This is a genomic window from Hyphomonas sp. J20-32 (assembly GCF_055808555.1).
The window spans coordinates 831,822-846,427 of the sequence record NZ_CM147873.1 but is presented as its reverse complement, the minus strand read 5'-3'; the positions used below and the strand labels follow the sequence as shown (position 1 = coordinate 846,427).

The window sequence follows — 14,606 nt, the reverse complement described above, 5'->3', positions numbered from 1 at the left end:
AGCCTAGTTCCTGATATCCATCGCAGCGAGGACACGGCCGAAGCCAGCTTCCTGAACAACAAGCGCACATGTCGCTTTGCAGACAGACGGATCGATCTCGACACGTCCGCCGATCCACGGCCCGATCGAGGTAACATTCGTAACCGGATGGACCATGTTGGTCGGGTTGGCATCGCCGTCGAGGTAGTCAATCACGAAAATATCGGTGAGGTCGGTGACCGATCCCGTCAATTCGATCTTCTTGCCTTTTCGGACGAGGCGCGCCGGCGAAGGGGTGGAATCACCGACGCGTTCGAGAGCGGACTCGACCTGCGCCGGCTTGCTGCCCGGACATTGCTCGACACCGTTGTAGACGGTCTGGGGCGTATAGGGCCCGCGCAGCCGGAACTTGTCGACATAGGCGCGCTGGCGATCCTTGGACTCGGCCATGGCCATCGGGTCTTTTTCGCCGAGATAGTCCCAGTAATCGACCGACCAGGTGAGGATCAGCACGTCTTCGCGCTTCGCATCGACTTCCCTCATGGTGCGATGCGCTTTCGGACAGGCCCGGCAATTGTGCGACGCAAAGAGCTCGACCAGAACGGGCGCCGGACCTTCGACAGGCACAGATGTTTGCGCTGCCGCCGGATAAGCGATCAGGGCAAGAAGCATCAGGAAAGGCAGGTGCGATCGTTTCATTCCGGTCCCGTTATAGGCCCATGCCAAATCGCGTGACAATCACAGGGGTGTGAGGACTGTAAAAAAGCCCTCCGCGACGAAACGCGAAGGGCTTTGATAATCGTGCGACCTGTCGGCAATCGACTACAGGGCTTCGCGCGCGAGATTGCGCAGCACATAGTGAAGAATGCCGCCATTACGATAATAATCGAGCTCGTTCTCCGTATCGATACGAAGAGTCGTTTTTGCGGTGAAGGTCGTGCCGTCTTCGCGCGTGATTTTCACATCCATGGTCTGACGCGGTTTGATGTCGGCGATGCCGTTGATCGAGACCTGTTCCTTGCCGGTAAGGCCGAGCGATTTGGCACTTGCGCCGTCCGCGAACTCAAGCGGCAGAACGCCCATTCCGATCAGGTTGGAGCGGTGGATCCGCTCGAAGCTGCCGGCAATCACAGCGCGCACACCCAGAAGGATCGTGCCCTTGGCAGCCCAGTCGCGCGAAGAGCCGTTGCCATAGAGGTCTCCCGCAAAGATCACCAGCGGCACACTGTCCTTCTGATAACGCATTGCAGCATCATAAATCGGCATCTGCTGGCCGTCCGGATAGTGGACTGTCACGCCCCCTTCGACGCCCGGCACCATCTGGTTCTTGATGCGGATATTGGCAAATGTGCCCCGCATCATGACCTGGTGATTGCCGCGCCGCGAGCCATAGGAGTTGAAATCGATCGCGCTGACCTGATGGGCCTGGAGATACTCGCCAGCCGGGCTGGACGCCTTGATCGAACCGGCCGGCGAAATGTGGTCGGTCGTGATCGAGTCGCCGAAAAGGGCCAGGACACGCGCGTTCTCGACATCGGTCGGTGCATCGGGCTCAAGCCCCATGCCCTCGAAATAAGGAGGGTTCTGGACATAGGTCGAGCCGACCGGCCAGCTATAGGTCTGACCGCCGGACACTTCGATGCCCTGCCAATGCTCGTCGCCCTTGAAGACGTCGGAATAGCGTTCCGCAAACATTTTCGGAGTCACGGCGACGGCCATCACTTCAGCAATCTCATGCGATGTCGGCCAGATGTCCTTCAGATAGACATCATTGCCGTTCTTGTCCTGACCCAGCGGATCGGTCGTCAGGTTGATGCGGAGCGAACCGGCAATCGCATACGCGACAACGAGCGGCGGGGAGGCAAGGTAGTTCGCCTTGATGTCCGGGCCGATCCGGCCCTCGAAGTTGCGGTTGCCTGACAGGACCGAGCACGACACCAGGTCGCCATCGGCAATCGCCTTGGCAAGTGGCGGAGCGAGCGGGCCGGAGTTGCCGATACAGGTGGTGCAACCATAACCGACAAGGTTGAAGCCGAGTGCGTCCAGATCGTCCGACAGGCCAGCCTTGTCGAGATAATCGGTGACGACCTGGCTGCCGGGAGCGAGGGAGGTCTTGACCCATGGTTTGCGGGTCAGGCCGAGCTCATTCGCCTTGCGCGCGACGAGGCCGGCAGCAATCAGAACGCTCGGGTTCGACGTGTTCGTGCACGATGTAATGGCCGCGATGAACACATCGCCATGCGTCACCGTATAATCTTCTCCCTCGACGGTGATCGGCTCGGCGGCATCCGCCTTCTTGCCGAACTCCTTGACCATCGCGTCGGCGAAAGCCGTGTCGCCGTCCGACAGCCCGATGCGATCCTGCGGGCGTTTCGGGCCGGAAATCGACGGTACGACCGCGCCAAGGTCGAGCTCCAGCGTGTCCGTGAAGACCGGTTCGGCCTGCTCGGGACGCCAGTAGCCCTGCGCCTTGGCATAGGCTTCAACCAGAGCCACGCGGTCCGCGTCGCGGCCCGTGTTTGACAGGTATTTGATCGTGTCGTGATCGACCGGGAAGAAACCACAAGTGGCGCCATATTCCGGTGCCATGTTGGAAATCGTGGCCTGGTCTTCCAGCGTCAGGTTGGAGAGGCCCGGACCGAAGAATTCGACGAACTTGCCGACAACGCCCTTCTTGCGCAGCATCTGGACAACCATCAGCACGAGATCCGTCGCGGTTGCTCCTTCTGCCATCTTGCCGGACAGTTTGAAGCCGATGACTTCGGGGATCAGCATGGAAACGGGTTGACCGAGCATGGCGGCTTCCGCCTCGATCCCGCCGACGCCCCAGCCAAGGACCGAGAGTCCGTTGATCATGGTCGTGTGGCTGTCCGTGCCAACACATGTGTCCGGATAGGCAACGGTCTCGCCGCCTTCCTCTTTGGTCCAGACGGTCTGGCCGAGATATTCGAGGTTCACCTGGTGGCAAATGCCGGTGCCCGGAGGCACAACGCGGAAATTCTTGAACGCGGTCGAGCCCCAGCGCAGGAATTCATAACGCTCCTGGTTGCGCTGGTACTCCATCTCGACGTTTTTCTCGAAACTGTTGGCGCCGGCGAAACTGTCAACCATGACCGAGTGGTCGATCACGAGATCGACAGGAACCTGCGGGTTGATCGCTTCGGCTGAGGCGCCGAGGTTTTTCGCGGCATCGCGCATGGCGGCAAGGTCAACCACCGCCGGAACGCCGGTGAAATCCTGCATCAGCACGCGCGCCGGGCGATAGGCGATCTCGTGGCTTGTCGCCCCCTTGTTGTCGAGCCAGGCCTTGAACGCGAGAATGTCATCCTTGGTGACCGTCTTGCCATCCTCGAAGCGCAGCATGTTCTCCAGCAGCACTTTCAGCGAAGCTGGCAGGCGCGACACATCGCCAAGGCCGTTTTCTGAGGCTGCGGCGAGCGAATAATAGGTGTACGTCTTGCCAGCAGCGGTAAGCGTGCGTTTGGATTTGAAGCTGTCGAGAGACGGCATGCGGGAGACCTCGCGTCTTGATGTGATATGTGGTGCCGCAGCGGCGCGGCGCGTTGCCTCGTGTCATATAGATGGTAAGGGCCTGATGCAATTGGGACAAAGGGTCTATTCGGGAGATGATGTGCGGCTTTTAACAGCGTCCGGACTGGGCATCCTGCGCGGCGAGCGGGTGCTGTTCGAAGAGGTGTCGCTGGAGCTGGCGCCGGGCGACGCAGTGGTGCTGAAAGGCCCCAACGGCGCAGGCAAGTCCACTTTGCTGCGTATGCTGGCAGGGCTGACGCGGCCGGAAGCCGGAATTGTGAGCCGGGAAGCTGCCCATCACTGGGTCGGCCATCGCGAGGGACTGAAACCCCACGAGACGCCGCGATCGCACCTGAAACACTGGGCCAAGGCCTGGGGAGCTGACGCCGATATCGGCGCAATTCTCAATGAAATGGGGCTATTGCGGCCTGCGGACGTGGCCGCGCGCTACCTGTCAGCCGGACAGAGGCGGCGCACGGCGCTGGCGCGCCTATTGCTCGAATCACGCCCGGTCTGGCTGCTGGACGAGCCGTTCACGGCGCTGGATGCGGAAGGACAGGAACGGGTCCTCGCCATGGTGGCATCACACCGCCAAGGCGGCGGCGCGGTGGTGGCAGCGGTGCATGGCGATGCGGGTTTCGCGGCGAGCCGGGAAATGGTGCTGTGAGCCCCGCCCCAATCTTCTCTGCCTTCCGGCAGGCGCTCGGCGAGGCCTGGGCGGGCGGCGCGGGCGCATTGCTGCCGCTCGGCTTCTTTGCCGGCGCCGCCGTTCTGGTACCGCTGGGTATCGGAACTGAACCCGGCATGCTGCGCGCGGTCGGCCCAGGTATTCTCTGGGTATCACTCGCGCTATCCAGCCTGGTCACACTGGAGCGGGTCTTCCAAGCCGATGTCGAAGACGGCGCACTGGACCTGTGGTTGCAGGCAGGCGCACCCGTTTCGGCCATCGCTGCTGCCAAGACGTTCGCGCACTGGCTGACGGCCGGGCTGCCGCTGGCGCTGATGAGCCCGGTCCTGGCGCTGATGTTCCAGGCCGAGGCGGGCGCAGACCTGCTGGCCGGCGCGCTGATCTATGGCCTAGGCGGGCTGGCCTTCTTCTTTTGGGGCGGGGTCGGTGCCGCCCTGTCGGCAACTGTCCGGCGTGGAGGATTACTTATCGCCCTGATCGCCCTGCCCCTGTATGTGCCGACAGCAATTTTCGGGTCTATGGCAATGAGCGGGGCAGCAGGCGGAGACAGCGCGCCCCTGTTGCTGGTCGCGACGACACTGTTCGCACTGGCGCTGGCACCGTTTGCCATGGCTGCGGCGCTGCGCTTGGCGGCAGATTGAGGGAAGGGTATCTGATGGGCATGTTATCAGCCTTTGCAAATCCGCACCGGTTTCTCGCGCTGTCGAGCTGGCTGGCGCCTGTTTTCTATGCGCTGAGCGCCGCCCTGATCGGATGGGGCGTGTGGCAAGGCCTGTGGATGGTGCCGAAGGATGAGTTCCAGGGCGGCGACATCATGCGGGTCATGTTCATCCATGTACCTGCCGCCTGGCTGGCCATGGCCAGCTATTCGGCCATGGCGATCGCGAGTTTCATCTGGTTCATCTGGCGCCATGAGCTGGCAGACATTGCTGCCAAGGCGATCGCACCGCTCGGCGCGACATGGACCGCGCTTTGCCTCGCCACGGGGTCTGTCTGGGGCAAGCCGACATGGGGCACATGGTGGCAATGGGATGATGCGCGGATGATGAGCGTCCTGTTCCTGCTGTTCCTGTTCCTGGGCTACATGGCCCTGCGCGCGGCCATGGATTCGCGGCAAAAGGCGGCCCGCGCCGGGGCGATCCTTGCCATGGTGGGCGGATTGAACGTGCCCCTGATCAAGTTCTCGGTCGACATGTTCACCTCGCTGCACCAGGATTCCAGCGTCATCACGTCTGAAGGGCCGAAAATGGCGGCTGTTTATCTCGGGCCCCTGCTGATGAGCGGACTGGGGCATTCCCTGCTCTTCGGCGCCCTGGTGATGACCCTGATGCGGGCGGAAATCTGGACGCGCCGGACCGCGCGCCAGCGTGCCAGACTGCTGGCGGGCGCATGATGGATTTCCTGCCGCACCTCGATAAGAATGCCGCCTATATCTGGGCCTGTTACGGGCTGGGCCTCGTATTGGTCGGTGGCGCTGTGATCGGCGTCATCCTGAAAGCCCGCGCCGCAAAGTCTGCGCTCGACCGGATGAATGCCCGCGACGAGGATGCGTCATGAAACGCTGGCTGGCCGCAATCCCTGTGGTGGTGCTGATTCTGTTTGCGGGCCTGGCGCTATCGCAGTTGCTCAGCCCCAAGAAGGGCGACTTTGAGCGGATTTCGCGGGTGGCGCCGGACCGTTCATTCGAGACGCTCGATGGTGGCGCCCTGACCTTCGCTGCGCCGCCTGGTGATCAGAGCATCGTGGTCAACCTTTTCGCCAGCTGGTGCGCGCCGTGTGAAGCCGAACATCCGCAGCTTGTCGCGCTTGCAAACGCCTTCCCGGGACGGGTCTATGGAGTCCTGTACAAGGATTCAGAAGCCAATGGCCGTGAATTCCTGGACCGGATGGGCAACCCTTTCACCGGGGTGGCACTGGACCCGGACGGGCAAGGCGGGCTGGATTTTGGCTTGACCGGCGTACCGGAAACATTCGTGATCTCAAGCGAAGGCGAGATCCTGGTACATGTCACAGGGCCCCTGGACCCGGACGATGTACGTGAGGTGAGCGGGGCGCTGAACGCGCCCCGCAACTGACCCCGAAGTCTTACTTCTTTTTGCGGCGGACCGGCTTGGCCTTGGCTTTGGCTTTAGCCTTGACGACCGGCTTCGGCGCTGGTGCCGCGACGGCCTTCGGCGCAGCCTTGGCTTTCGGCTTGGCCTTTGCTTTCGGTTTCGCTTTTGCCTTTGGCTTGGCCTTGGTCACGACTTTCGGCGCAGCTGCTGGCTTTGGCGCAGCGACGGGCTTGGCGGCGGCCGCTTCAGCGTCTTCAACCAGTTTCGAGAGGCCCGACAGGAGCGCGTCCTGCTTGGTTTTGGGCATGGCTGCGAAAAGGGCAGCGTCGGCGGCGTCTACCGCAGGCTGTGCTTTTTCGAGCGCCTTGCGGCCCTTGGCCATCAGCGAAACGGACTTCGCACGGGCATCGGCCTTTGATGCAACGCGCTTGATGAGACCGGCCTTTTCCATCCGGGCGACCATGTCGGCCAGCGTCGAGCGGTCAATGCCGGTTGCGTTCACGAGATCCGACTGGCTGACGCCCTCATTGCCGGACAGGGCAGCGAGGACCGAGAACTGACGAAGCGTGACGCCGGCGGCCTTGAGCGCGACGGCTGAGTGGTTGGCAGCGATCTGTTGCGCGCGGTGCAACAGGTGGCTGGGCGATTTATTGAGTTTGAAGCTGGTTGTGGAAGCCATGATATTGTCTACTTTCATGTTTTGGCGCGGTTTCCCGCCGGAAATAGGTTGATAGATTGCTTAAAGCAGGAGGCCCGTGTGCGGATCAACTGTTTTCTCCATAAGAGGGATAGGCTGAAGATTTGATGACGGAGGACTTAGCAAATGGTTCCATTTCGCCAGATTTCAGGCTCGATGTGCCTGAAGGCGACGATCGCACGCGGCGAATTTGCAACACATGCAGCTTTGTCGACTATGTGAACCCGAAAATTGTCGCCGGTTCGGTGGTGACACGCGGTGACAAGATTTTGCTCTACCGCCGGGCGATAGAGCCTCGCAAGGGTTTCTGGACCCTGCCAGCAGGTTTCATGGAGGAGAACGAAACCGTCGAGGACGCCGCGCGGCGCGAGGCGCAGGAAGAGGCGTGTGCTGATATCAGGATCGAACAGGTTCTGGCGGTCTATTCCGTGCCGCGCATCAGCCAGGTTCAGGTCATGTTCCGGGCAAGCCTCGCGTCCAGCATTGCCGCTGGCCCCGAAAGCGAAGAAGTCGGCCTGTTTTCGTGGAAAGACATTCCCTGGTCCGAACTGGCCTTCCCGACGGTCGTCTGGGCGCTGACGCACTATGCTTCGACGCGGCACCTCAGTGCATTCCCGCCGTTCACCAACCCGCCAGGAACGGAGAAGCTGACGCGCTAGGCGTCATCCGGCTCTGAAGGAGCCGTCATATGCTTCAGCGTGTAGGGTGTATTGGCCAGCGCAAAGAGGAAAGTGACAACGATATTGCCCAGCTTCCAGTTGGCCCACGTTGCCTCGGTGAAACTGCGCCACAGGAATTCATTCCATATTGCCATCGCAATAAAGAATAGTCCCCAACGGATCGCCAGGGTCTTCCAGGCAAAATCCGGTAGTGCGAATACGGTGTGAAACAACATTTTCCAGATGTTCCGCCCGACTGCGAGGCCGCCAAAAATGACACTGGCATAGATCAGGTTTATGATCGTTGGCTTGACGAAGAGAAAGATTTTCGACTGGAGCAGGATGCCTGCAATACCAAAACTGCCGATCAGGGCAGACGAGACAAGCAGGAAGGGCGGGATTTTTTGCCCCTTGATGAGTTTCTGGATGACAACCGCAAATGTCATCACGATCAATGCGCCAGTGGCCCAGTAAAGCGCGCTGTCCTTCGTTAACAGGCCATCGCCCTCCGGAAAGCGCAAAAGCACATTATAGATCAGGATGAAGGCAAGCGTCGGGCCGAGCTCGCTCCAGATACTGCCAGCGTTCCTCGTGGCAGTGTTGTTGGCGACCGGTGTTTTTGAAGTGTCTGTCATGCGGTATCTTACGCGGCCGAGCCGCCCCTGGATGAGTTGCGACTGTCTTGCATAAAGCGGCACGTACCGCCAGACGCGATCATGCCCCGACCTGCATGAGCACGAGACCGCAGGCGAGGACTGCGGCCGCAATCGTCCGCCGGGGGCCGAAACCTTCGTGCAGAAGGATGGCGCCGAACCCCGCAGCAAACACGACTGACGTCTCGCGCAAGGCGGTCACAATTGCTGCATCGGTCAATGTGTAGGCAACGATGGCCAGTCCGTAGGAAACCGAGCCCAGCAGGCCTGCAATGATTCCGCCGCGCAATTGCGGCCGGATGGATGCCATGACCCGGCCCTTCCGCTGCCAGAGTGTCACGACGGTGACGCCGATCCAGTCGATCAGGAACAGCCAGACGACAAAAGTGAACACATTGGGCATCGCCCGGGCCGCGCGCGTGTCGGCGACGGCGTAGAGCCCGACCCCGATGGCTGTCATGACCGACCAGAACAGGGCTGCGCGGTCGAGGCGGCGCGCGTGAAGGGTCGTCGCGGTCGGCAGGGCAAAGACAATAATCGCAGCGCTGGCCGCAACGAGGCCGGCAATCTGCCAGGGAGACAATGCCTCATGCAGCGCGACGCTTGCGATGACGGCCGTTGCCAATGGCCCGAGACCGCGCATGACGGGAAAAACCAGCGACAGGTCGCCCCGGTGGAGCGCCCGGATCGCGCTGAACTGGTAGAACCAGTGGACCACCATCGATATGGCGATGAGCGGAAGGGTATCGGGCGGGGGGAGCGGCACGAAGAAGGCGAGCGGCAGTACGCTGAGCGCCATGGCGCCCGAGACCAGCATGCGGGATGTCAATATATCGCCACCGCGTTTTACAAGGACATTCGTCGCCGCCAGCGAAATGGCGGACACGAGGCAGATCGCGACGGGGAGGAGCGTGCTGGCCATGGCGGGCGGTGTATGCGCGGGTTTGGACGTTGGGGAAAGCCCGACGCCGCGTCAGGGTTTGACTAATGCGGCCTGAGGTTCATGCTCTCCGAAAAAGAGGGAGACGAAAGCCATGGCCACCCACGATATCATCCTGCGCGGCGGGCTCGTATTCGATGGCAGCGGCGCGGCGCCGTGCGAGATGGATGTCGCCGTCGATGGCGGCGTAATCACGGGTTTGGGCAAGGTAAACGGCAAGGGCCGCGAAGAGATCGACGCGCGCGGCCAGATCGTCACGCCGGGCTTTGTCGATATCCACACTCATTATGATGGCCAGGCAACATGGGGCAGCGAGATCAGCCCGTCCTCCCTGCACGGCATTACCAGTGTCGTTATGGGAAATTGCGGGGTCGGGTTTGCACCGTGCCGCGCGGAAGACCATGGTCGGCTGATCCGCCTGATGGAAGGCGTTGAGGATATTCCGTTCCCGGTGCTGGCCGAAGGGCTGCCCTGGGCCTGGGAGAGTTTTCCGGACTATCTCGATTTCCTTGGCGAGCGCGAATTTGATGTCGACATGGCCGCCCAACTCCCCCACGCGGCGCTGCGCGTGTTCGTGATGGGCGACCGGGGCGCCAATCGCGAAGATGCGACGCCAGCCGAAATTACCGAGATGGCACGACTGGCGAAAGAGGCTGTCATGGCTGGCGCGATCGGGTTTTCGACGTCACGCACGCTCAATCATCGCACGTCTGATGGCCAGCCCACTCCGACGCTGACCGCAAGTGAAGCCGAACTGACCGGAATCGCCATGGGCCTTGCAGAGGCCGGACGAGGCGTTCTGCAATTCGTGTCGGATTTCAACGACCCTCAAAAGGAAGCCGCTATGCTGCGCCGGATTGTCGAGGCTTCCGGTCGACCGCTGTCTGTTTCGCTGGCACAGGCAGATGTGGCGCCGGAAGGCTGGCGCATGTTGCTCGGCGCGATCGAGCAGGCCGTGGATGACGGACTGCCGATGGCGGCGCAGGTCGCCCCGCGTCCGGTGGGCGTATTACTGGGTCTTGAACTCACACTCAATATTTTCAGTGCGCATCCTGTATTCAGGCAGATCGCAGACCTGCCGTTTGAAGAAAAGGTGCGCCGCCTGAACGATGCCGATTTCCGGGCCCGGCTGCTGGCCGATGAACCGGTGACCGACAACCCGTTCCTGAAAGTCATGCTGCGCAGCTTCGGCAAGATGTTCCAGCTCACCGACCCTGTCGACTACGAACCCGGCCCCGAGCGCACAATCGAAGCGATCGCGGCCCAGCGCGGCGTCTGCAATGAGGAGGCCGCCCTTGACCTGATGCTGGAGCGTGGCGGCCGCGGCATGCTCTACCTGCCCTTCCTCAACTATTCCCAAGGCAGCCTTGAGCCGATCCGCGCGATGATGGAAAGCCCGGCTTCGCTGCCGGGCCTGTCGGACGGCGGGGCCCATGTCGGCATGATCTGCGATGGCAGTTTCACCACCACCATGCTGACCCATTGGGGCCGCGACCGCTCGCGCGGGCCAAAGCTGCCGCTGGAATACCTGATTCACCGCCAGACGCAGAAAACGGCGCGCTGGATGGGACTTGAGGACCGCGGCCTGATCGCACCGGGCTACCGGGCCGACCTCAATGTCATCGACCTGACCAACCTGAAACTGCACCTGCCTGAAGTGCAGTACGACCTGCCGGCCGGTGGGCGCCGCCTGATGCAGCGCGCCAGCGGCTATACGGCGACGATCCTGGCGGGTCAGGTCACCTTCCGAGATGGCAGCCCGACGGGGGCAAAACCCGGGCGACTACTGCGCGGCGCGCAGGGCGCACCGGTCCGGGCGATGGCCGCGGAATAGGCGCTAGTCGATCGCCCCGACCAGCGCCTGCGAAAAGGCGTGGGCGCTGAACGGGCGCAGGTCGTCGGCGCCTTCGCCGACACCGATGAAATGAATCGGCAGGTCGTGCGCTTCGGCGATGGTGACGAGAACGCCGCCCTTGGCCGTGCCGTCGAGCTTGGTCATCACGATGCCGGTCACGCCTGCCGTATGGCGGAACGCCTCGACCTGGCTCAACGCATTCTGGCCGACTGTGGCATCGAGCACGAGGATCACGTCGTGCGGCGCTTCGGGGTCCAGTTTGCGGGTGACGCGGACCACTTTTTCCAGTTCAGCCATCAATTCAGCCTTGTTCTGGAGGCGCCCGGCCGTGTCGACGAGGACGAGATCCAGGTCTTCGGCTTTCGCGCGCTCGATGGCTTCATAGACGAGACCGGCGGCATCGGCGCCCGTGGGTTTGGACATGACCGGAATGCCGGCCCGGTCTCCCCACACTGTGAGCTGTTCGATCGCCGCGGCGCGGAACGTATCTCCGGCGACCAACAAGGCTTTCGCGCCCTGATCCTTCAGCTTCGAGGCAATCTTGCCGATTGTGGTCGTCTTGCCCGAGCCGTTCACGCCGACGAACAGGACGACGCGGGGGCGGGGGCCGTCTGAAAAGTCGACGATCTGCTCATGCGGCGCCAGAACGGCCTCAATTTCGGTCGCGAGGGCCTGTTTCACCTCATTTTCGGTGATTTCCTTGTCGAAACGCTCTTTCGACAGGTTTTTCGTCACGCGCCGGGCCACAGAGGCGCCGAGATCAGACGTGATCAACAGGTCTTCAAGGTCTTCGAGCGTTTCGTCATCCAGCTTGCGCTTGTTGAAGGCGGCCAGGCCGGAGCCAAGGCGCGACGACGAACGCGCAAGACCCGAGCCAAGCTTCGCAACGAATCCGGGGTCATTCGCCTCAGCTTCGAGCGCCGCACGGGCGGCGGCCTCGCGTTCCTCGCGCAGGCGGGCGGCTTCGCGGCGGTCTTCCAGCAGTTTCAGTTCGGCAGCAGCCTTGGCGCGCGCCGCCTCGCGCTCTTCGCCGGCGATGCGCGCAGCTTCCGCTTCGGCCTCGAGACGTTTTGCTTCGGCTTCGTCAGCCCGGGCAAGGGCGTCGGCGCGCGCGGCTTCAGCCTTTCGCGCCTCGTCTTCGAGGCGAGCGGCTTCGGTCTCGGCTTCGGCGGCTTCACGCGCCTGGCGTTCTTCCCAGGCCCTGTTAGCTTCGGCGACTACACGCTCAATTTCGGCTTTTTCAGCTTCTTTGGCGGCGATTTCGGCGTCGCGAGCGGACATCTCGTCCGCCGACAGTTCGGGTTCGGCCATTGCCGCACCGGCTGCCTTTGCCTCGTCCTGTTTCTGTTTTTTCCCGAACCACAGGATCATGCCAAAGTCCCAATCAGATGCGTACCGTTGTGCCCGGTTATATGGGTACGCGCGAGGCGTCCAGCAGGCGGCAAAGTGCCTTCCAGCTGTATTGGCGTGAAGTCAGGCAACCGGGCGGAGGCATCGCGTTCCACGAGGGCATCGGCTTCATGGCCGACATGGCGGGCCAGATGGGCCACGAGCGCGGTGTCACCGGCTGCGCGCAAGCGGGCAGCGCGGGCCTTGATCGTGGCCTTGTCCAGCTGCGGCATGCGGGCCGCCGGGGTGCCCGGACGCGGGCTGTAGGGGAAAGCGTGAAGGAAACTGATGCCGCACTCTTCGACGAGCCGCAGGGAATTCTCGAAATGCGCTTCAGTTTCGGTCGGGAAACCGGCGATCAGGTCTGCGCCAAAGGCCATGTCCGGGCGGGCATCACGCAGGCGCCGTGTCAGGGCAATCGCCTGATCGCGCGAATGGCGGCGCTTCATGCGTTTGAGGATCAGGTCGTCACCATGTTGCAGTGAGAGGTGCATGTAGGGGGCAAGGCGGGTGTCCGAGAGCGCCTCGACCAGCGCATCATCGATCTCGATGGCGTCGATGGATGAAATGCGCAGCTGGGCGAGCTCCGGCACGAGTTTCAGGATGCGCTGCACCAGATTGCCCAGCTGTGGCGCGCCGGGCAGGTCAGCGCCCCAGCTGGTCAGGTCCACGCCGGTGAGCACGACTTCATGATGCCCGGTTTCGACGAGGCGGCGCACCTGCGACACGACTTCGCCAGCCGGCACGGAGCGGGAATTGCCGCGGCCATAAGGGATGATGCAGAACGTGCAGCGATGGTCGCAACCGTTCTGGACCTGCACATAGGCGCGTGCCCGGCCCTCCATGCCGTCGATCAGGTGGGCGGCGGTTTCCCGCACGGCCATGATGTCGTTAACGCGCACCTTCTCATGGCCGGTGAGCAACGTGCCCGGTTGCCATGTCTCGGCCTGCATCTTCTCATGATTGCCGATGACGCGGGTGACTTCCGGCATGGCGGCGAACATGGACGGGTCGATCTGGGCGGCGCAGCCGGTCACGAGGATCGGAGCACCCGGATTGTCTTTCGCTGCGCGGCGGATCGCCTGACGGGCTGAGCGGACGGCCTCGGACGTCACCGCGCACGTATTGATGATGACAGCGTCGCTCAGGCCCGCCTCGGACGCATGACTGCGCATCACCTCCGATTCATAGGTGTTCAGGCGGCATCCGAGCGTGATCAGCGTCGGGCTGGAAGGGGTTGGCGTGTCAGTCATCGCGGGTTTCACCGGACACATCGCGCTGTCTGGGCCGGGAATCAAGTCGCCGGGGCCAGTCGGGAGTCAGATCACGGTCTCGAATTCCAGCTCGACAGGGCCGGTCATGTAGACATGGTCGTCGCTCTCGCGCCAGTCGATGATCAGTTCCCCGCCATCCAGAATCAGCTTCGCCGTGCGTTCCGTCAGCCCGGCACGGGCGGCGCAAACCAAGGCGGCGCACGCGCCTGTGCCACAGGCCTTGGTCAGCCCGGCGCCGCGTTCCCAGACTCGCAGCCGGATATTGTCGCGGTCGAGGACCTGCGCGAAACCGACATTCGTACCTTCGGGAAATAGCGGGTGCCATTCGACCAGCGGGCCGAGTTTTGGAATGTTGTAGGCGTCGACATCCTTCACAAAGAAGACGGCATGGGGATTGCCCATCGAGACGACCGCCGGGCGCGACAGGATCGGATTGTCAATCGGACCGATTTTCAGGTCGACGCCGCGGACATCCATCTTCTCGGCCAGCGGAATGTCTTCCCAGCCCATCAGGGGCGAGCCCATGTCGACCCTAACAAGACCCCCGATGGCCTTGTATCCTTTCAGCATGTCGGCTTCGGTCTGGATCGTGACCATCGGCTTGCCGGTTTCTTCCAGTATCAGGTAGGCCACCGCACGGGCGCCATTCCCGCAAGCCGCCACTTCGCCGCCATCGGAATTCCAGATGCGCATGAACACGTCCTTGGTGGCATCGCGCTCGAGCGCAATCACCTGGTCGGCCTGCAGGTCAGCCGCGATCTGGCGCACCTGATCGGCGGTCGGCGCGAAGGGCGTCGAGCGGGCATCAAACACGGCAAACGCGTTGCCGGCACCATTCATCTTCCAGACTCTCATCGCGGTTGTGTATTCCGTTTTTTGCCGGCGTC

The 14,606-nt window shown here is 62.4% G+C and carries 15 protein-coding genes; 7 read left to right on the top strand and 8 right to left on the bottom strand.

Annotation, left to right across the window (positions count from 1 at the left end):
* Positions 1-3: 3 nt before the first annotated feature.
* Positions 4-678, bottom strand: coding sequence for a DUF1223 domain-containing protein (locus AC0L7I_RS04110; RefSeq protein ID WP_473398272.1), 675 nt, complete (start codon positions 676-678; stop codon positions 4-6).
* A gap of 123 nt (positions 679-801) precedes the next feature.
* Complete coding sequence (acnA, locus tag AC0L7I_RS04105; protein WP_473398271.1) at positions 802-3,489, bottom strand: aconitate hydratase AcnA; 2,688 nt, start codon at positions 3,487-3,489, stop codon at positions 802-804.
* Between the two features lie 85 nt (positions 3,490-3,574).
* Here acnA and ccmA point away from each other — a divergent pair, with 85 nt between their 5' ends.
* The 5 genes from ccmA to AC0L7I_RS04080 are packed head-to-tail and all read left to right on the top strand — an operon-like array spanning position 3,575 to position 6,273.
* A complete protein-coding gene (gene ccmA / locus AC0L7I_RS04100) occupies positions 3,575-4,177 on the top strand; it encodes a heme ABC exporter ATP-binding protein CcmA (protein WP_473398270.1) in 603 nt (200 codons plus the stop codon).
* A complete protein-coding gene (ccmB, locus tag AC0L7I_RS04095) occupies positions 4,174-4,839 on the top strand; it encodes a heme exporter protein CcmB (protein WP_473398269.1) in 666 nt (221 codons plus the stop codon). Before ccmA ends, ccmB begins: the two co-directional genes overlap by 4 nt.
* A 14-nt stretch (positions 4,840-4,853) precedes the next feature.
* The gene (gene ccmC / locus AC0L7I_RS04090) at positions 4,854-5,591 is read left to right on the top strand and encodes a heme ABC transporter permease CcmC (RefSeq protein WP_473398268.1); all 738 of its coding nucleotides are present in this window, start codon (positions 4,854-4,856) and stop codon (positions 5,589-5,591) included.
* On the top strand, positions 5,588-5,755 hold the full coding sequence (gene ccmD, locus AC0L7I_RS04085) for a heme exporter protein CcmD (RefSeq protein ID WP_473398267.1): 168 nt from the start codon (positions 5,588-5,590) through the stop codon (positions 5,753-5,755). The genes ccmC and ccmD overlap by 4 nt, the downstream gene beginning before the upstream one ends.
* Positions 5,752-6,273, top strand: coding sequence for a redoxin family protein (locus AC0L7I_RS04080; RefSeq protein ID WP_473398266.1), 522 nt, complete (start codon positions 5,752-5,754; stop codon positions 6,271-6,273). Before ccmD ends, AC0L7I_RS04080 begins: the two co-directional genes overlap by 4 nt.
* 10 nt (positions 6,274-6,283) lie before the next feature.
* Here the strand turns inward: AC0L7I_RS04080 and AC0L7I_RS04075 are convergent, their stop codons facing one another.
* Complete coding sequence (locus AC0L7I_RS04075; protein WP_473398265.1) at positions 6,284-6,931, bottom strand: MarR family winged helix-turn-helix transcriptional regulator; 648 nt, start codon at positions 6,929-6,931, stop codon at positions 6,284-6,286.
* A gap of 125 nt (positions 6,932-7,056) precedes the next feature.
* Between AC0L7I_RS04075 and AC0L7I_RS04070 the strand changes: the two genes are divergently transcribed.
* Positions 7,057-7,608, top strand: a complete 552-nt coding sequence (locus tag AC0L7I_RS04070) for an NUDIX hydrolase (RefSeq protein ID WP_473398264.1) — start codon at positions 7,057-7,059, stop codon at positions 7,606-7,608.
* Here the strand turns inward: AC0L7I_RS04070 and AC0L7I_RS04065 are convergent.
* Together AC0L7I_RS04065 and AC0L7I_RS04060 are read right to left on the bottom strand one after the other, a co-directional pair.
* Positions 7,605-8,243: an inner membrane-spanning protein YciB gene (locus AC0L7I_RS04065; RefSeq protein WP_473398263.1), complete on the bottom strand. Its 639-nt coding sequence runs from the start codon at positions 8,241-8,243 to the stop codon at positions 7,605-7,607. The genes AC0L7I_RS04070 and AC0L7I_RS04065 overlap by 4 nt on opposite strands.
* 79 nt (positions 8,244-8,322) lie before the next feature.
* The gene (locus AC0L7I_RS04060) at positions 8,323-9,183 is read right to left on the bottom strand and encodes an EamA family transporter (protein ID WP_473398262.1); all 861 of its coding nucleotides are present in this window, start codon (positions 9,181-9,183) and stop codon (positions 8,323-8,325) included.
* A 112-nt stretch (positions 9,184-9,295) separates the two neighbouring features.
* Here AC0L7I_RS04060 and AC0L7I_RS04055 point away from each other — a divergent pair, with 112 nt between their 5' ends.
* On the top strand, positions 9,296-11,035 hold the full coding sequence (locus AC0L7I_RS04055; RefSeq protein WP_473398261.1) for an N-acyl-D-amino-acid deacylase family protein: 1,740 nt from the start codon (positions 9,296-9,298) through the stop codon (positions 11,033-11,035).
* Between the two features lie 3 nt (positions 11,036-11,038).
* Here the strand turns inward: AC0L7I_RS04055 and ftsY are convergent, their stop codons facing one another.
* The 3 genes from ftsY to dapF form a co-directional block, all read right to left on the bottom strand.
* Complete coding sequence (gene ftsY, locus AC0L7I_RS04050; RefSeq protein WP_473398260.1) at positions 11,039-12,427, bottom strand: signal recognition particle-docking protein FtsY; 1,389 nt, start codon at positions 12,425-12,427, stop codon at positions 11,039-11,041.
* Positions 12,424-13,698, bottom strand: a complete 1,275-nt coding sequence (gene mtaB / locus AC0L7I_RS04045; RefSeq protein WP_473398259.1) for a tRNA (N(6)-L-threonylcarbamoyladenosine(37)-C(2))-methylthiotransferase MtaB — start codon at positions 13,696-13,698, stop codon at positions 12,424-12,426. Before mtaB ends, ftsY begins: the two co-directional genes overlap by 4 nt.
* 66 nt (positions 13,699-13,764) lie before the next feature.
* A complete protein-coding gene (gene dapF, locus AC0L7I_RS04040; protein WP_473398258.1) occupies positions 13,765-14,574 on the bottom strand; it encodes a diaminopimelate epimerase in 810 nt (269 codons plus the stop codon).
* Between the last annotated feature and the right edge of the window lie 32 nt (positions 14,575-14,606).